Source organism: Amycolatopsis tolypomycina (assembly GCF_900105945.1).
GTDB classification, from domain to species: Bacteria; Actinomycetota; Actinomycetes; order Mycobacteriales; family Pseudonocardiaceae; genus Amycolatopsis; species Amycolatopsis tolypomycina.
Map to the genome: position 1 here is coordinate 1,939,772 of NZ_FNSO01000004.1, position 18,756 is coordinate 1,958,527.

4 protein-coding genes are annotated in these 18,756 nt (G+C 75.7%); 1 reads left to right on the forward strand and 3 read right to left on the reverse strand.

Annotated features, from left to right (window positions below):
* Positions 1-3: 3 nt before the first annotated feature.
* A complete protein-coding gene (locus tag BLW76_RS19565; RefSeq protein WP_091309431.1) occupies positions 4-12,261 on the reverse strand; it encodes a non-ribosomal peptide synthetase in 12,258 nt (4,085 codons plus the stop codon).
* An 82-nt stretch (positions 12,262-12,343) separates the two neighbouring features.
* Positions 12,344-14,995 carry a helix-turn-helix domain-containing protein gene (locus tag BLW76_RS19570; RefSeq protein ID WP_091309434.1) on the reverse strand — a complete coding sequence of 884 codons (2,652 nt, stop codon included), beginning with the start codon at positions 14,993-14,995 and terminating at the stop codon, positions 12,344-12,346.
* A 454-nt stretch (positions 14,996-15,449) separates the two neighbouring features.
* Between BLW76_RS19570 and BLW76_RS48565 the strand changes: the two genes are divergently transcribed.
* Positions 15,450-18,503 (forward strand): LuxR C-terminal-related transcriptional regulator, encoded by a 3,054-nt coding sequence (locus BLW76_RS48565; protein ID WP_167384655.1) that lies wholly within the window; start codon positions 15,450-15,452, stop codon positions 18,501-18,503.
* A 42-nt stretch (positions 18,504-18,545) separates the two neighbouring features.
* Here the strand turns inward: BLW76_RS48565 and BLW76_RS19580 are convergent, their stop codons facing one another.
* A complete protein-coding gene (locus BLW76_RS19580) occupies positions 18,546-18,749 on the reverse strand; it encodes a hypothetical protein (RefSeq protein ID WP_091309439.1) in 204 nt (67 codons plus the stop codon).
* Between the last annotated feature and the right edge of the window lie 7 nt (positions 18,750-18,756).

Consider the following 18,756-nt stretch of genomic DNA (forward strand, 5'->3'; position numbering starts at 1 on the left):
TGATCACCACCCACCCAGGCCTTCGGCGAGTTCGTCGAGCTCGTCCCGGCCGAGCCCGGGCAGGGTGAGACCGCCGGCGTCGGCCGTGGGCAGGGCTGCCACCGCCGCCGCCCAGCCGTCGGCCAGTTCGTGTGCTTCCTCGTCCGTCAGGCAGTTTCCCGCCCAGCTCCAGTGGGCGACGAGCCGGAGCCCGCGTGGGCCGTCCTCGAGGGCTGCGTTCACCGTGAGCACCGCCGGTACCGCCATCTCCGGGCCGGTCTCCGGCACCGGGGACGGTTCCGGTGCGACCGCCCAGTCGGCCGGGGTTCCGGCCGGGTAGCGGCCGAGGTAGTTGAACGCGATTTCGGGATCCGCGCCGGGCAGGTCGACGCTCTCCGGGGGCAGGAAGCGCAGCAGGCCGTAGCCCCACCGGTCGGCCGGTGCGGCCCGCAGCTGCTCCTGCGTCCGGCGCAGCACGTCGTGGACCGCGCGGGGGTCGGTCCACGGCCGGGTGCCGCCCGCCTGTCCCGGGTCGAGCCGGACCGGGTACACGCTGGTGAACCAGCCGACCGTGCGGGTCAGGTCGAAGTCGTCGCGGCCGTGGCCTTCGAGCGTCACCGCCAGCGCGCTGCCCTGGTCGCCCCGGCGCCGCCGGTACCCCGCGGCCGACAGGGCGAGCGCCGCGAGCAGGCGCTCCAGGATGCCCGGCGTGCCGGCCGCGAACGCCGGAGCGGGCAGGTCCAGCCGCAGCCGGTGCAGGGTCGCGGCGGTGTCCCGCGCCGGGTCCAGTGGCCGCCCGAGCCACGGGCGGACGTCCCGCGTCACCTCGGCCCAGCGCTCGCGGCCGGCCGTCGCCTCGGGCAGGCGTGCGGTCAGGAGCCGGGCCCACTGCCGCACGGACGTGCCCACCGGCTCCAGGACCGGGACCGCCGCCGCGCGCACGGCCGTCCACGCCGTGGCCAGGTCCTCCAGCAGGATGCGCCACGAGACGCCGTCGACGGCGAGGTGGTGCACCACCAGCAGGAGGCGGCCGCGCTCGGCGGGCCCGGCGTCGAACCAGACCGCGCGGACCAGCTCGCCCGCCGCCGGGTCCAGCTCCGCCTGGGCGGCGAGCCCGCGCCGGGCCAGCTCGGCCTGCCGGGCCTCCGTTCCCAGCCCCGTGACGTCCACAGTGGACACCCGCAGGGCCACCGTGCCCGGCGGCCGGACGGCCAGGCCGTCGCCGGTGGCGACGAGCCGGAGCGCGTCGTGGTGGTCGAGCAGCGCGGCCAGCACGGCGTCCAGTTCCGCCGGCCCGAGCCCGGCGGGGGTCTGCACGAGCATCGACTGGTTGAACCCGGCGGCCGACGCGCCCTGGCGGCGCAGCCAGGCCGCCATCGGGGTGTCCTCGACGGGCCCGACCGGCTCGATGTCCGCCACGGTCCCGCCGCGCACCGGCTCGGCGGCATCGGCCATCTTCGCCGCGGTCCCGCCGAGCAGGACGTCACGCGGGTGCAGCGTCCACCCCGCCGTGCGGGCCCGGCTCACCACCTGGAGGGCGATGATGCTGTCGCCGCCCAGGTCGAAGAAGCTGTCGTCGACACCGACCGACGCCAGCCCGAGCACGTCGGCCAGCACGGCGCAGAACACCCGCTCCGCCTCCGTGCGGGGCTCGGCGGAACCGCTCTCGAACCGCGGGGCGGGCAACGCGGCCCGGTCGAGTTTCCCGTGCGGCGTCCGGGGAAACTCCGTCAGCCGGAGCACCGCCGCGGGCACCAGGTGCTCGGGCAGGCGCCCGCGCAGGTACTCGCGCAGCGGGGCGTCGTCCCCGACGTAGTAGGCCACCAGCTGCCGCCGTCCCGGCCGGTCCTCGCGGACGAGCACCGCGGCCTGCCGGACCGCCGGGTGGCCGGCGAGGACCGCCTCGACCTCGCCGGGCTCGACCCGGAAGCCGCGGAGCTTCACCTGGTCGTCGGCGCGGCCGAGGTAAGCGAGCGTGCCTTCGGCCGTCCACGCGGCGAGGTCGCCGCTGCGGTAGAGCCGCGCGCCGTCCGGGGCGGCGACGAACCGCGCCGCGGTCAGCGCGGGACGGTCCAGGTAGCCGCGGGACACCTGGGCGCCGCCGAGGTACAGCTCACCGGGCACCCCGGGCGGGACCGGCCGCAGCCACTCGTCGAGCACGTGGACCGTCGCGTTGTCCAGCGGCCGCCCGATGGTCAGCCCGCTGCCGGTGGCCAGTGGCTCGGTGATCGTGACCGAGACGGTGGTTTCGGTCGGCCCGTAGGCGTTGACCATCCGGCGGCCCGGCGCCCAGCGGTCGACCAGCCGCGGCGGGCACTCCTCGCCGGCGGTCATGACCGTAATCCCCTCGGGCAGCCCGCCGGGCGGCAGGGTCGCCAGTACCGTGGGCGGCAGGGCGACGAAGTTCGCGCCCGTCCCGGCCACCAGCCGCGCCAGCGGCTCGCCGGGGACGCGCTGCTCCGCCGGCACCGGCACCAGCACCGCGCCCGCGAGCAGCGCCACGAGGATTTCGCCCGAAGCGGCGTCGAACCCGAGCGGCGCGAACTGCAGAAGACGGGTGCCGCGGTCGATCCCGAACCGTCCGATGTGGTCGGCGACCAGCGCCACGATGTTGCGGTGCTCGACGACGACGCCCTTGGGCGTCCCGGTCGAACCCGACGTGAAGATGACGTAGGCCGCGTTGTCCGGCCGCAGCGGCACTTCCGGCGCCGTCGCGGGCCCCTCGCTCACGAAGCCGTCCACGAGGTCGCCCGGGGTGAGCACCACCGTGGGCCGCGCGGTCGCCAGCAGGTGGGCGATCCGCTCGGCCGGGTAGGCGGGGTCGACGGTCAAGTAGGCGGCCCCGGACTTGAGCACCGCCAGCAGCGCCACGATCAGCTCGATCGACGGCGGCAGCTGCAGCGCGACGATCCGGTCCGGGCCCGCGCCCTTCCCGACCAGCACGTGGGCCAGCCGGTTCGCGCGCTCGTCGAGCTCGCGGTAGGAGAGCTCGGTGCCGTCGAAGAGTACCGCGGTGTCCTCGCCACGCTCGGCCGCCGTGGCCGCGAACCACGCGGGCACGGTGGTGGCCGGTAGCCGGCGGCGGGGGCCGTGGGACGCGGCGAGGACGAGGTCGCGTTCGGCGGGGGTGAGCACGTCGATCCCGCCCGCCACCGCGTCCGGGGCGGCCACCGCGGCGGCGAGGACCCGGACGAGCCGGGCGGCCAGGGCCTCCGCGGTGGTGCGGTCGAAGAGGTCGGTGGCGAATTCGAGGTACCCCCGCATGCCCTCGCCGCGACGCGGGGTGAGGGCGAACGACAGGTCGAACTTCGCCGTCCCGGTGCCGGCCGGGACGATCTCGGCGGTCAGGCCGGGCAGGTCCAGCCGCGGTTCGGCCGTGGTCTGGAACGCCAGCAGCACCCCGAACGGCCGCCGCCCGTTCGTCACCCGTGCGAACGGGACGTCCTGGTGGGCCAGCGCGGCGACGTCGGTTTCGCGCACCCGGCCGAGCAGCTCGCGGAAGGTCGGCCGCCCCGACAGGTCCACCCGCAGCACCAGCGTGTTGGCGAACAGGCCGATCAGGTCGTCGAGAGCGGTGTCGCCGCGGCCGGCCACGGGCGTGCCGATCGCGATGTCCGAGCCCGCCCCCAGCTTGCCGAGCAGCGTGACCAGTGCCGCGTGCACCACCATGAACTCGGTCACCCCGGCGGCCGCCGCGAGGTCCGCGATCCCGCGGTGCAGGCGAGCGTCGACGGCGAATTCGACGACGTCGCCGCGGTGCGACGGGGTGGCCGGACGCGGCCGGTCGGTGGGCAGCGGCGGCTGTTCTTCGGGCAGGCCGTCGAGGGCCCGCCGCCAGAACTCCACCTGCTCGTCGTCCGGCCGTTCCCGCTGCGCCAGCACGTGATCCGCGTACTGCAGGGGCAGCGGTGCCCAGTCCGGCGCCTGCCCCCGCGCCCGGGCCGCGTAGGCCCGCGAGAGGTCACGGGCCAGCGGGTCCAGCGACCAGCCGTCGGCGGCGATGTGGTGCACGACAACGGAAAGCACGTGCTCGTGCTCGCCGAGGGCGAACAGGTGGGCGCGCAGGGGAAGGTCCTCGGCGAGGTCGAACGGCTCGCGTGCGTGGGCCGCGACGGCGGCGTCGAGCGTCTCGGCGGTCACCTCGGTGACCGGCAGTTCGGGCGAAACCCGGTCGCGGATCACCTGGTGGGCCACGCCGCCGGTGTCGGCGACCACCGTCCGCAGGCTTTCGTGGCGGGCGACGACGTCCGCGAGCGCCGCGCCCAGGGCTTCGCGGTCGAGCGGACCGGAAAGCCGTACGGCGGCCGGGATGTTGTACCGGGGAGACGGCCCGGAAAGCCGCTGCTCGACCCAGATCCGCTCCTGGGCGGGGGAAAGCGGCAGGCGGTCCGGACGCGGCGGCCGGGCCGCGCTCGCGTGGGGGGACGCCGCGGCCGCCCGTTCGATCGCCGGCAGCAGCCTCGCCACCGTCGGCTCTTCGAACACCGCCCGGACGCTCAGCGCCACCCCGAAGTCCGCGTGGATCCGCCCCACCAGCCTCGCGGCCAGCAGGGAATGCCCGCCCAGCTCGAAGAAGCCGTCCTCCGGCGAAACCCGGTCGACCCCCAGCACGTCGGCGAACAGCGCGCACAGCTTCTCTTCGGCGGCGGTCCCGGGCCGCCGTCCTCGCCCGCCCGAGAAGACCGGGGCGGGCAGCGCCCGCCGGTCCAGCTTGCCGTGGGGGGTCAGCGGGAGGTCCCGCAGCACCAGGAACGCCGAAGGCACCAGGTATGCGGGCAGCTGTGTCCGGGTCCACGCGCGCAGCTCGTCGACGTCGAGCGCGGCGCCCGCCGCCGGGACGACGTAGGCGACCAGCTGCTTCTCGCCCCGCCGGTCCGGCGCCGCCCCGGCCGCGACCTCGCCGACCGCGGGGTGCCCGGCCAGCACGGACTCGACCTCGCCGGGCTCGATCCGGTAGCCGGAGATCTTGAGCTGGCCGTCGGCCCGGCCGGCGAACTCGAGCTCGCCGGTGTGGCTCCACCGGCCCAGGTCCCCGGTCCGGTACATCCGCTCGCCGTCGCCGAACGGGCAGGCGACGAACCGGCCGGCGGTGAGCCCGGCGCGGCCGAGGTAGCCACGGGCGAGTCCCGGCCCGGCGACGTACAGCTCGCCGGGCACGCCGGCGGGGACCGGCCGCAGGCCCCGGTCGAGCACGAACACGCGCAGGTCGGGCAGCGGCACCCCGATCGGGCTGCCGTCGTGCGTCACGGCGTCCGCGCCGAGCTCCCGGTGGGTCACGTGCACGGTCGTCTCGGTGATCCCGTACATGTTGACCAGCCGCGGGGCATCGCCGGACCGCCTGCCGTACCAGTCGGCCAGGCGGCGTGGTTCGAGCGCCTCACCCCCGAAGATCACGGTGCGCACCGCGGGCGGGTCCCAGTCCTGCGGCCGGTCCGCGGTGAGGTGCAGGAAGGCCGACGGGGTCTGGCACACCGTGGTGACCCGCTCCTCGGCGAGCAGCCGCCGGAAGTCCCGCGGCGTCCGGGCGGTGTCGAGGGGCACCACGACCAGGCGCCCGCCGTGCAGCAGGGCGCCCCAGAGCTCCCACACCGAGAAGTCGAACGCGTAGGAGTGGTAGAGGGTCCAGACCTCGTCCGGCCCGAAGCGGAAGAGCCGGGCGGCCGAGGCGAAGAGGCGGGTCACGTTGGCGTGCGAGACGAGCACGCCCTTCGCCCGGCCGGTCGAGCCGGAGGTGTAGATGACGTAGGCGAGCTGGCCCGGCAGGATCCGCCGCCCGGGCGGGGTCTGCGGGTGGGTGGCGAGCCCGGGGTCGTCGAGGGCCAGGCCGGGGACGCCGGTCTCGACGGGGTGGGGGCTGATCACCAGCGACGGCCCGGCGTCGCCGAGCACGTGGGTGAGGTGGCCTTCCGCGCATTCCGGGTCCAGCGGCAGGTAGGCACCGCCGGCCTTGAGCACCGCCAGGATGGCGACGACGAGGTCCACCGAGCGGGGGAGCAGCAGCGCGACCAGCCGGTCGGGGCCGACGCCCCGGGCGATCAGCGCGTGCGCCAGCCGGTTGGCCCGCGCCTCCAGCTCCCGGTAGGTGACCTGCTCGCGGCCGCAGGTGACCGCGACACGGTCCGCCGAAGCCGCCACCTGCGCCTGCCAGAGGTCCACCAGTGTCGTCGTGACGTCTTCGCGGGCGGGCGGCCGGGCGGCCTCGGCGCCCAGGTCCAGCGTGACGGCCACGGCATCCGGGTTCGCCAGGACCGCTTCGACGGCCGCCTCGAAGCAGGCCTGCACCTCGGCCGGTCCGGCCGGGCCGAACAGCCCGGCCTCGTAGGTCAGCTCGCCGGCGGTGTCCGCGCTCCGCCGGATCAGGTCGCGGACCGTCACCGAGCCCGGCAGCCCCGGCACGTCCTCGCCGAGACCCAGCTTGGCGACCAGGACCGTCCACACCGCGCGCGCCGCGGCGCCGGGGGAGACCCCGGCCTCCGCCGCGAGCCCGGCCAGCCGCTCGCGGGCGGCCGCCAGGTCGACCGGCACCCGCCCGGGGAGAGCCGGGGGCGGCACCCGGGTGCCGCCCGCCGTGCGCTCCGGCCGGGGCAGCGCGGCCCGGTCGAGCTTTCCGTGCGCGGTCACCGGGAACGCGGCCACGGGCACGACCGCGGCGGGCACCATCACGGCGGGCAGCCGTCCGGCCGCGTGGGCGCGCAGCTCGTCGGTGTCGCACGCGCGACCGGGAGCCGCGACGACGTAGGCCACCAGCTCCCGGTCACCCGCGGCGTCGGGCAAAGCCAGCACGACGGCCTCGGCGACGGTCTCGTGGTCCCGCAGCACGGCCTCGACCTCACCCGGTTCGATCCGCACGCCGCGGATCTTGACCTGGTGGTCGGCCCGGCCCAGGTACTCGACCTCGCCGTGGCGGTTCCAGCGGGCCCGGTCACCGGTCCGGTACATCCGTTCGCCGTCGCCGAACGGGTTCGCCACGAACCGGTCCGCGGTCAGCCCCGGGCGGCCCCGGTACCCGCGGGCGAGCTGGACCCCGGCGAGGTACAGCTCCCCGGGCGCGCCGGGCGGCACCGGCCGCAGCCGGTCGTCCAGCACGTACAGCCGGGTGTTCCACACCGGCCGCCCGATCGGCACCACCGGCACCTCGTCCGCCGGCGGCGACGCCCACGCCGTGACGTCGATGGCGGCCTCGGTCGGGCCGTAGAGGTTGTGCAGCTCGGCGGGGAGCTTCGCGTGGAATTCTTCGCGCAGCGATGGGGAAAGCGCTTCCCCGCTGCAGTAGACGCGCCGCAGGCTCGGGCACCCGCCGGGGTCGGCCGCCGCCAGGAACTCGCGCAGCATCGACGGCACGAAGTGCAGGTCGGTCACGGCCTCGCGGCGGATCACCTCGGCCAGGTACCACGGGTCGCGGTGCCCGTCCGGGCGGGCCACGACCAGCGTCGCCCCGGTGACCAGTGGCCAGAAGAACTCCCACACCGACACGTCGAACCCGCAGGAGGTCTTCTGCAGCACGCGGTCGCCGGCGGACAGCCCGTAGGTGCCCTGCATCCACAGCACGCGGTTCGCCAGCGCCGCGTGGGACACCACGACCCCCTTCGGCCGCCCGGTCGAGCCCGAGGTGTAGAGCACGTAGGCCGCGTTGCCGCCGTGGGGACGGGCTTCCGGCAGGGGCCGCGACGGCGGGAGGTCGTCGTCGAGCGACAGCACCGGACTGTCCACAGTGGCCGGAACCAGCGCGGCGGCGGAGGCGTTCGTGACCACCAGCACCGGTGCGGCGTCGCCGAGCAGGTGCCCGATCCGCTGGGCGGGGTAGTCCGGGTCGACCGGCAGGAAGGCCGCGCCCGACCGCGCGATCGCGTGCAGCGCCACGATGAGCTCCACCGAGCGCGGCAGCACGACGGCCACCACCCGCTCCGGTCCCGCCCCGGCCGCCGCGAGCGCCCCGGCCAGCCGGTCGACCCGGGCCGCCAGGTCCGCATACGTGACCGTCTCGCCTTCGAACACCACGGCGGGCGCGTCCGGGGTCGCCACGGCCCGGGCGGCGAACAGCTCCGGCATCGTCACGGCCGGGACCGGGTGCCCGGTGTCGTTCCACGCGGTCACCACCTGGTGCCGCTCGTCGCCGGCCAGGACGTCGATGCCGGAGATCGGCCGCCCGGGTGCCGCCGCGACGGCTTCGAGCACCCGGGTCAGCCGGCCGGCCAGCCGCTCGGCGGTGCCGGCTTCGAACAGGTCCGCGCGGTACTCCAGCGCGCCCGCGAGCCCGGCGGGCCCGCCGTCGGCGAAGGACTCCGCGTAGTCGAGCAGCAGGTCGAACTTCGCGGTGGCGGTGGGCAGCTCCTCGACCGTGGCCCGGACGCCGGCCAGGTCGGTGTGCCGGTCCGCCTGGGCCCGGGCGACGACCATCACCTGGAACAGCGGGTTGCGGGTGAGCGAGCGTGCCGGGTTGAGCGCGTCCACGACGAGCTCGAACGGCACGTCCTGGTGGGCGAACGCGGCCAGGTCGGTCTCCCGGACCCGGGCCAGCAGCTCCTCGAACGACGGGTCGCCCGAGACGTCCGTGCGCAGCACGACCGTGTTGACGAAGAAGCCGACCAGCTCGTCGAGGGCCGCTTCCGCCCGGCCCGCGCAGGCCGTGCCGATCGGGATGTCGGTCCCGGCGCCCAGTTTCGCCAGCAGCACGGCGAACGCCGCCTGGACCACCATGAACACCGTCGCGCCGCCGCGGTGGGCGAGGCCGGCGAGCCGGGCGTGCAGCCCGGCGTCCACCGCGAACGGCACCCGGCCGCCGTCCGTCGCCGGAGCCGCCGCCCGCGGCCGGTCGCAGGGGAGCGGCAGCTCGTCCGGCACCCCGGCCAGCGCGGCCCGCCAGAAGTCCAGCTGACGGGACACGACACTGTCCGGATCGGACTGCGAGCCCAGCATTTCCCGTTGCCACACCGCGAAGTCCGCGTACTGGGCGGGCAGTTCCGGTGGGGCCGGGACCGCACCCCGCGCCCGCGTCTCGTAGGCGGCGGTGAAGTCGCGCCACACCGGGGCCCACGACATCGCGTCACCGGTGATGTGGTGCATCACCAGCAGCAGGACGTGGTTCTCCGCGTCGAGGCGGAACAGCCGGGCCCGCAACGGCAGGTCCGCCGCCAGGGCGAACGGCCGCTGCACGGCCACCGCCACGGCGGCGTCGAGGTCGGCTTCGGCGACCGGCACGGTGTCGAACGCCAGGCGCCGCAGCGCCGTGTCCGGGTCGAGGACGTGCTGGTACGGCACCTGCTCGTGCGCCGGGAACACCGTGCGGAGGCTTTCGTGCCGGGTGAGCACGTCGCCGAGGGCCAGGTGCAGCGCCGCCGGGTCGACCGGGCCGGCCAGGCGCACGAGCACGGGGACGTGGTACGCCGAACCGGCGTCACCGAGCTCTTCGAGGAACCACAGCCGCTGCTGGGCGTAGGACAGCGGCACCCGGTCCGGCCGCGCCGCCGTCCGCAGGGCCGGGCGGGCCGAGCCGCCGTGCGCCGCGATCGTCCCGGCCAGCGCCGCCACGGTCGGCGCTTCGAACACGGCCGAAACACCCAGGTTCGTCCCGAACACCTCGCGGATCCGCCGCACCAGCCGGATGGCGAGCAGCGAGTGCCCGCCGAGGGCGAAGAAATCGCCTCCGTCGGCGGGGTGCCCCAGCACTTCCGCGAACAGCTCCTCGAGAGTTTCTTCACGCTCGTCGCGCGGCTTGCCGCCGGGCACGGCCGGCCATGCCGGTTCCGGCAGCCGCCCGCGATCGATCTTCCCCTTGCGGTCCAGCGGAATCCGGTCGACGGTCGTGACCAGGACCACCGGCTTCACCGCGGCCGGGAGCCCGGCGGTCAGCACCGCCCGCGCGGCGGATTCGTCCGGTTCGCCCTCGACGTAGCCGACCAGGAACGGCTCTCCCGACGGGGCCGGGCACACCACCGCGACGGCGTCGCGCACGCCGTCGAGCCCGCGCAGCTCGGCCGCGATCGCGCCGAGGTCCAGGCGCACCCCGCGGAGGCTCGCGGCGTCGACGTACTCGAGCGCACCGGTGGCGGTCCAGCGGGCCCGGTCACCGGTCCGGACCATCCGCGCCCCGGGCGGACCCGCCGGATCGGCGACGAACCGGGCCGCGGTGGCCGCGGGGTCGCCCGCGAAGCCCCGCGCCACCCCGGCACCGCCGACGTACACCTCGCCGGTGACGCCCACCGGCAGCGGCCGCAGGTCCGGTCCCAGCACGGCGATCCGGGTGTTGCGCACGGTCCGTCCGATGTGGACGGCCCCGGAGCACTCGGTGAGGCCGTATTCGGCGGTAGGCGCTTGCCTGTCGCCGTCCCGGACATCCCCGGCGATGCGGACCCGGCCACCCACCGCCAGCGCGGCGAACAGCTGCCACACCGAGCGGCCGGACGTCAACGGCGCGTTCTGCGGCACGGTGTCGGCTGCCGTGATCTCCAGCGCGTCGATCCGGGCGCGGAGCTGGTTCATCAGCCCGGCGTCGCAGACCACCGGGCCGTTGACGAAGGCGGCACTGCTTTCGTGCCTCGGCACGAAAGCGAACTCCGGAGCTTCGGGGAGGTCTTCGACGATGAGCACCCGCAGGCCGGGAACGCGCGCGGCGACCTCCTCCGCCGTCGCCCGCCACGGCAGGCCGGTCACCAGGAACCCGGCGCCCCGGCGCGCGAGCTCGGCCGGTTCCGCCGGGTCCACCGGCACGTAGGCGCCGCCCGCCGCCCACACGCCCAGCACCGCGCCCGCGAACCCACCGCCGGGCTCACCCATGACGCCGACGACGGACTCGGGCCCCGCCCCGGCGGCCACCAGACCGGCACCGACCTTGCGGGCGAGGCCCAGGAGCTGCCCGTACGACCAGACGCTGTCGCCGGCCAGCACGGCTTCGGTGTCCGGCGCGGTTTCCGCCACCGCGCGCAGCAGCTCGCCGAGGTTTTCGGTCGGCCGCGGTTCGCCGTCGCCCCAGGGCGGCCGGGCCGGACCGGCTTCGAGCCGGGCCAGCGGCCGGTCGCCGTCGGAGTTCGCGAACTCCGCGAGGAACTCCACGAACAGCTGCAGCAGCCGGGCCAGTTCGTCGCCGGTGTACAGCGCCGGGTTGGCGTTGACGTCGAGGAAGAGCCCGTCGTCGCCGGTCTCGCCGACGATGAACTCGAGGTCGTCCACGGGACCGGTGGACAGCACGCGGCCGGTCGCGACGCAGCCGCCGAACGAGCGCACCTGCCCCAGGCCGAGGACGTTGACGGCCGGGCCGAACGGGCGGACGTCGCCCGGCAGTCCCAGGTGGCCCCGCACCAGGCGGCCGCGGTACCGCTGGTGCCGCACCGTGCGCCGGACCTCCGCCGCGGTGCGGGCGAGCAGTGCGCCGCGGGTCAGGTCCGGGCGGACGGTCAGCGGCAGGGGCAGGGGGTTCGCCAGCACGCCGGGGATCCGCCGCGTGGCCGCCCCGCGGCGGCCGGTCGTCAGCAGGGTCAGCAGCACGTCCGGGGACCCGGTCATCCGCCGCACGAAGGCCGCGGTCGCGGCGACGACCAGTTCGGGCACCGCCACCCGCGCCTGCCACGCGGTTTCCTTCAGCCGCTCGGCGTCGGCGCGGGGCAGCCACGCCGACCGCCGCACGACGTCCGTTGCGAGCACCGGAGGGCGCGCGGAGAGGCTGACCAGCTCCGGCGGGGCAGCGAAGCGGTCTGTCCACAGTGCACGGTCGGCGTCGAACTCGGCCGAGCCGCCGTGGTAGGCGCGATCGTCGTCGACGAGGACGGCCAACTGCGGCAACGCGCCGCCACCGGACGGGCGGCCCGAAACGAGCGCGTCGTAGACGTCGGTCAGCCGCTTGAGGAGCAGTCCCTGGCTGAAGCCGTCGCCGGCCAGGTGGTGCAGGCACATGAAGAAGCGCCACCGCCCCGGGCCGAGCCGGTAGAGCACGCAGCGGGGCACGAGCGGGGCGGACAGGTCGAACGGGGTCCGCACTTCGGCCCACATCAGCTCTTCGGCCGCCGCGCCGGGGTCCGGGTCCCCGCTCAGGTCCAGCACGGGGACGTCCACGCCGGCGGGCTCGATCACCTGGCGGGGTTCCTCGCCCACCACCTCGAAGCGGACCCGCAGCGTTTCCGCTTCGCGCACGACCTGCCGCACCGCCGCGGTCCACAGCTCGGCGTCGAACGGTCCCCGGATGTCGTAGTACCCGGCGACGTTGGAGATCGCCTTGTCGCGGGCTTCTTCCCCGCGGTACCACAGCTCGGTCTGCGCGGCGGTCAGGGGCAGGACGACGCGGCTGGCCATGCTGGCGGCTCCTCTGCGGCGGTGGGGACGCCAGTATCGGCAGGGCAGGACTGGCAATCCGCAAAGAAGCGCCCAGGGCGGCTCAGCCCTGCGCGTAGTGGCCGGAGAGGATCGCGGTCGCCAGTTCGACCCGCGACCGGTAGCCGCTGCGCTGGAAGAGCCGGGACAGCCGCCCTTCGACGCTCTTCTCGCCCGTCTGCAGGAGCGTGGCGATCTGCTTGTTGCCCAGCCCTTCGGCCACGAGGACCGCGAGCAGGCGCTCGTTCTCGGCCAGCGTCGTCTGCCGGCCGGGCACCTGCACCCCGCACTGGCGCATCAGCGTCCGCGACCAGGACCGGCTCATCAGCGCGTCCATGGCGCCGAAGATGGCGTAGGACTCCGAAAGCAGGGCCGGCGGCTCGCCCAGCCCGTACCGCACGAACCGTTCGAGCGCGACGGCCTGCTCCAGCGGCTGGTCGCGCAGGCGCAGCAGGCGCATCGCCTCGGCGGCCGCGGCCGGGTCGTCGTGCACGAGCGCGTGCAGGGTGAGGCGGTTGAACTCGGCGCGCTCGGTGCCCAGGCACTTCGCCACCTTCTCGAGCTTGGTCAGGTAGCCCGGCAGGTGCTCGGTCCGGTGCGTGCGCACGCCCATGTCGGCCAGCGCGATCCACAGCAGGTCGGTCTGCGCCAGGACGCCGTTCTCCTCGGCCTCGTCGACCGCCGCCCGCAGGATCGCTTCCGTGCGCGCGTATTCGCCATGTGCGCGCTCGTACAGCGCCTCGGGAATCGCCAGCAGGTGGGGCATCGCGGGCCCGCGGGCCCGTGCCGTGGCGAGCAGTTCGCGGGCCCGCGAGAGCTTGCCGCGGCACAGCTGGATGGTCGAGACGAGCTGGAACATGACGGTCTGGGCCGGGTCGCAGCCGTCGGGTGCCCCGGCGGCGATGTGCTTGCGGGCCAGCTCCATGGCGTCGTCGAAGCGGCCGGCGCCCACCGTGAGGATCATCCGGGCGGGCGTGCCAAGGGGCACCGTGCGGGTGGCGTCGAGCAGCCGCTCCGCCTGCCGCAGCTCGCTCAGCGCCACGAGCGCGCCGGCGTGGCCGGCCACTTCCGCGGACGGCCGTTCCCCGGCCTCGATCCGGCGCTCCAGTTCGGCGAGGTCGTGGTCGAACGCCGTGCGGTCGCCCAGCCACAGGTCCACGACGGAGCCGAACTGCCGGACGGCCGCCGCGACCCGCGGGCCGCCGGGATCCTCGCGGATCCGCTGCAGCAGCTCGTGCGATGCGCGCCAGCGGCCGACCAGGGCCAGCGCGTACGCCCGGACGACCAGGCCTTCGAGCGGGGTGGCGAAGGGCATCGCGGGCGAAGTCCCGCCGTCGGCGAGCTCCGCCAGCTCGTCCCGGCGACCGGTCCCGGACAGGGCGCGGAGGTGGACGAAGCAGACGTCCAGCAGCTCGTCGGCCGGGATTTCCGCCGCGTGCGCGCGCAACACCGTCCCGGTGGACTCGAGCGCCTGGCCGGGGTCGTCGACCGCTGCGCTGATGCGGGCGTGCAGCAGCAGGATCTCGGTGCGTGCGGCCGGGTCGGCGGTGAGCCCGGCCGCCGCCCGCAGCCAGGGCAGCGCCCGCCGCCCGTCGGCCGGCGCCAGTGCACGGGCGTGGGCGAGCAGGTCGGCGGCCGCCCGGGCGGGGTCGACGAGCCGCCCCGCGTCGACGAGCTGGTCGGGCAGGGCGTGGGGCGCGGTGCCGCGGGCCGCGCCGGACCACAGCGCCTGCACGGCGAGCTGGGCGAGCCGGCGCCGCTCGTAGGGCCCCAGCGCCCAGGTCAGCGCCACCGCGACCAGCGGCTGGCGGAACGTCCAGGTGTCCCGGGACCGGGCATGGTGCAGCACGCCGGTCCGGGCGAGCAGCTCCAGCTCGTGCCGGGCCTGGGTTTCGGCGGTGCCGAGCGCTTCGGCGACCAGCCGGGTGGCGGCCGGGCCGAGCCCCTGGAACACCGAGACCGCCTTGGCCGCCGCCCAGGCGGTCGCGCCGAGCCGGCGGATCGCGGTGAGCAGTTCGTGCTGTTCGGACAGCCGCGACGGCGCCGGCGCCCCGGTCAGGTAGGCGTGCCGGTCGACCACGCGCAGGATGTCGTGCGCCTGGCCGATCCGCAGGCCGGCCTCGACGAGGGCGGGCCAGCCGTGGGTGGCCCGCCACACGCGGTCGGCGAGCCGGCGTTCCGGCACCGCGCCGAGCAGAGACGTGACGAGCGACGGCAGTTCGGTGCGGGGCAGCGGGCGCAGGGTGACGTGGTGGAGCAGGCCGTCCCGGTGCAGCCGCGCGGCGCTCTCCTGGAAGGCCGCGCGGGTCGCGGCGGGCAGGGGCAGCGCGACGGTGCACACGCAGGCGGACTTCGTCGTGGCCAGCTGCCGGACGAGCGCGTCCAGCGAGCCGATGCCTTCGGCCGGCAGCAAGTGGACGTCCTTGAGGAGCAGCAGCGTGCCCGCGGTGGCGCGCAGCACCGCCGCGGTCGGGATCCGCTCCAGCAGGGCCGCTCCGGAGGCGGCGCCGGCGAACGCGAAGTCGACCACCCGCACCTGGGCGAAGGGCGGCGGGTGCTCGGTGAGGAGACGGCAGAGGGCGGCCTCGACCGCGGTGAGCTCGACGCCGACCGGTCCGCTGAGGACGGTCAGCACCGGACGGCCGGGCGAGTGGAGCGCCTCGGCGATTTCGCGGGCGACCCGCTCGGACGGCGGGACGAATCGATCAGGCTGCACGCTTCCCGCTCTGCTCGTTCGGGCACCCCGGCGGGACATCGGTTCGCCGGGCCGGGGCGTGTCAGATTAACCGCAGCCCGCCGGAGCCCGCCAACGCCGCCGGACCGGTCGCCCGCTGTCCAAATGCACTGTGGTGGCACGGGATCTGGCCGATGAGGCCACTCCCGCACAGCTGAAGATCACTCTTGCGGGTGACCGTCGGCGCTTTTCCCGGCGTTCTGTTTGTCCCGCTGCCTCCGGTGGCCGGTATCACTCCGGAGTGCCGGGCAGGGCCTCGGCCGGGTGACTAACACTGTTCACGCGCACATATGCGTGATCGACTACTTGAGCTGTGTCCCCGAATGGGGTACATCTCATTCCACTTTCGGCCGGACGGCGTAATGGGCGTGGCCCGCTCTCGTCACCCGAGGGAGCGCGGCGGCCCGACGGGGCGGTGAACGGGAGGAGGCGGTCGGTGATCCGGGACTGCAGTGCCTTGCCGGGGCGGGGCGACGAGGTCGCCGCGCTGGAAAATGTCGCGGGGCGGCCCGTTCTCGTCGTGCTCAGGGGGGTGGCCGGCGCGGGCAAGACGGCCGTGCTCGGCGCGGTGCGGAAGAAGTGGCACGAACGTGGAATGAAGATTATTCACGTCTCCTTTTCCGCCGGTGATTCCGGTGAATGCGGCGTCCCGGCGGTGCTGGCCGCTTTTCACGCGGAATTCGGCACTCGATGTGACACCAAGCTGGCGGCTGTAAACCGGCTTTGCTCGTCGGAGGACACCGGGAGTTCACCTTCCGATCCCGCGTTGTTCACCGAGCTGACCCGGCTGTTCGGGGCGCTCCGGCAGAGCGGTCCCGCGGCCGTGGTCTTCGACGACCTCCACGCCGTGCCCGACTCCGGTTTCACGATCGCGGCCGCGCGCTACGCCGGCTGCACGGTGCTCGCGGCCTGCCGCGACGAAGAGGCCGTCGAGCCCACCCTGCTGAGCGCGCTCGCCGACCAGGTCGTCGACCTGCGGCCGCTGACGGACGGCGAGATCGACGAGCTGCTCGCCGACCGCGGGCCGGTGGATCCCGCCGTCGCCCCGGCGTTGCGGGCCGCGCTCGGCTCCCTGCGCGGCAACCCGGGTGCCGTGCTGGCGGTCCGGGACGAACTCGAGCGGGCCGGCCGGCTCGTCCCGGTGCGCGGGGTGCGGTGCCTGGCCGACCCCACGGCGCCGATCGCGCTCCCGCCCGGCCACGAGCGGGTCCGGCAGGTGACGCGGCTGCCCGAGCCGGCCCCGGCACTGGCCGCGCTCGTCGGCGTCGCCGGGACCATCCCGGTGGACGACCTGCTGCGCCTGGCCGAAACGGCCGGCTGGGAGCCGGCCGCCTGCGGCCGGGCCACCGACCGGCTCGTCGCCGCCGGAGTGCTGGGCTGCGACGAGCGGGGTGAGCTGTTCGTCCCCTGCCCGGCACTGGCCACGGCGGTGCTGAACACCTTGGGGGAGCGGACGCACGCGATCCACGCAATGGTCGCCGGCCACCTGCTCCACGGCGACTCCGCGTTCGAGGTGGAGCCCCTCGCCGGGCCCGAAGTGCGGAGCGAGCCGGACGTGGTCGCGCGGCTGTGCCGGGAAGCCGCCCGGATCAGCCCCGCCGCCTCGGCCACCCGCTGGTACCGCACGGCGCTGGCGCACTGCGCGGCCTCCGGCCCCGGCCCCGACTCCGGACGGGTCCTCGGCCTCGGCCGCGACCCTGACACTGGCCGCGGCCGCGGCCCCGGCTCTGGCCCCGGCCCCGGCCTTGGCCTCGGCCCCGGCTCTGGCTTTGGCCCCGGCTCTGGCCGCGACTCCGGCCCTGGCCCTGGCCCTGGCCCCGACACTGGCTCCGGCTCCGGCCCCGGCCCCGACTCCGGACGGGTCCTCGGCCTCGGCCTCGGCCGCGACCCCGACACTGGCCCCGGCCCCGGCCCCGGCCCCGGCCCCGGCCCCGGCCCCGGCTCTGGCCCCGGCCTTGGCCTCGGCCCCGACGCCGGCCCCGGCCCCGGCCGCGGCCCTGGCCCCAGCCCCGACACTGGCCCCGACCCCGACCCCGACCGCGACCGCGACCGCGACCGCGACCCCGGCCTCGGGCCCCGCCCCGGCTCAGGCCCCGACCCCAGCCCCGACCCCGGCCGGGTCTCCGACCTGACACGGTCGCTCCTGCGCCTGCTGGTGCGGATCGGCCGCCACGACTGGCTGCCCGAGGTGGTCGCCGAGGTGGTCGCCGACGGCGTGCCGGCCGGGCTTGAATACGAGCTGGCGGTGGCGGCGGCGCTGGGGGCCTTGCACACGGGCATCCCGGTCACCTCGGCCGTGGCGGCGGAGCTGGCCGTCGATCCGGCCGGGCGGCCGCCGCTCGAGTTCGCCGGGCTGTGGTTCGACGGGCGCGAGGCCATGAGCCTCGACGGGTTCGTGGCCGCGTTCGGCGCCTTCCGGCTCGGCGGTGCGCCGGATGCCGCGCCGATGCGTGACCAGCTCGAGATCTGGGCGGGCCGGCACGACCTGGTCGCCCTGTTCGGGTTCCTGTTCGGCGCCGAATACGGTGTCCCGGAGGGCGGGCCGCTCGCGCTGTACCACCGGGTCATCACCGGCTACCACCGCGGGGAGTGGGCCGAGGTGCTGTCCGCGGTCCGCGTGCTCGAGCTGAGCGGGCAGCCGACCACGCCCGCGCACTCGCAGGCGCGGCTGCTGGCGGCGGAGATCCAGGCGTGCGAAGGGGAATTCGAGCTCGCCGCCGAATGGCTGGCCGCGGCGGGCGGGAGTCCGTTCCCCGCGATCGCGACCTGGGCCGAAACCGGCCTGTTGTGGCGCAGCGGACGGCTGCACGAAGCGGTCGACGCGGGCTGGCGCGGCTACGAAAAGGCCGCGGCGGCGGCCGAGCGGGGCAACCCCATCGGGATGCACTGGCTGCTGGTGCGGCTGACGATGCTGGAGTCCGAGGCCGGCGGCGTGGAAAGGCTGGCCGAGCTGCGGACGCTGGCCCGGAAGTGGTACCGCCGCTACGGCGGCCGCCGGCTGCAGATGGCCGACCTGATGGTCACCAGCCTGGTCGAACGCGACTTCGCGAGCGCCCGCGCCGCCGTCGAGGTGGTGCGCAACCACGACAACCAGAGCGAACTGATGCGCGCGTGCCTGATCGCCTCGAGCAGCGCCGACGAGCCGCGGCCGTGGCTGCACGAGGCCTACGACATCGCCCGCCGCCTCGGCGGCGACCTGCTCCGCATGACGATCAAGGCCCGGATGCGCGAGCGCGGCGTGGCCCCGCCCCGCCGTCACCTCGCCTCGGCCGACCTGTCGGCCACCGAGCTGCGCATCATCGCCCTGATCCGCCAGGGCCTGACCAACCGGCAGATCGCCGGTGCGCTGCGAATCAGCGAAAAGACGGTGGAGAGCCACCTGACGCGGCTGTTCGCGAAGACGGGCTGCCGGTCGCGGCTCGACCTGGCCACCGCGAGCATCGAGGGCCGCCTGACCGTCGCGGGCCTCGACCGGAACGGAACGGCCTGACGGAGCCGCCGTCGTCCACGACGTGCGACGGCGGCACCCGGCTCAGCCGCCCTGGACGACCCCGAGCAGGTCGCCGACCGACAGCGGCGCCCGCCCGCCCGGCACCGCCGGGACCGCCCGGCCCGCGACGGCACCGCCGTGGGCGAAGAACTGGTCGCAGATCGCCGCGACCGGCTGTTCCGGACGGCCGAGGGCCAGCGGATCCGGCGCGGGCGTGGTGTTCACAGTGGACTCGACGGTGTTCATGCTTCTC

Bases quoted from the DNA above. Each gene is read 5' to 3' on its own strand.
- BLW76_RS19565 (WP_091309431.1), bottom strand. From the start codon at position 12,261: ATGGCCAGCCGCGTCGTCCTGCCCCTGACCGCCGCGCAGACCGAGCTG.
- BLW76_RS19580 (WP_091309439.1), bottom strand. From the start codon at position 18,749: ATGAACACCGTCGAGTCCACTGTGAACACCACGCCCGCGCCGGATCCG.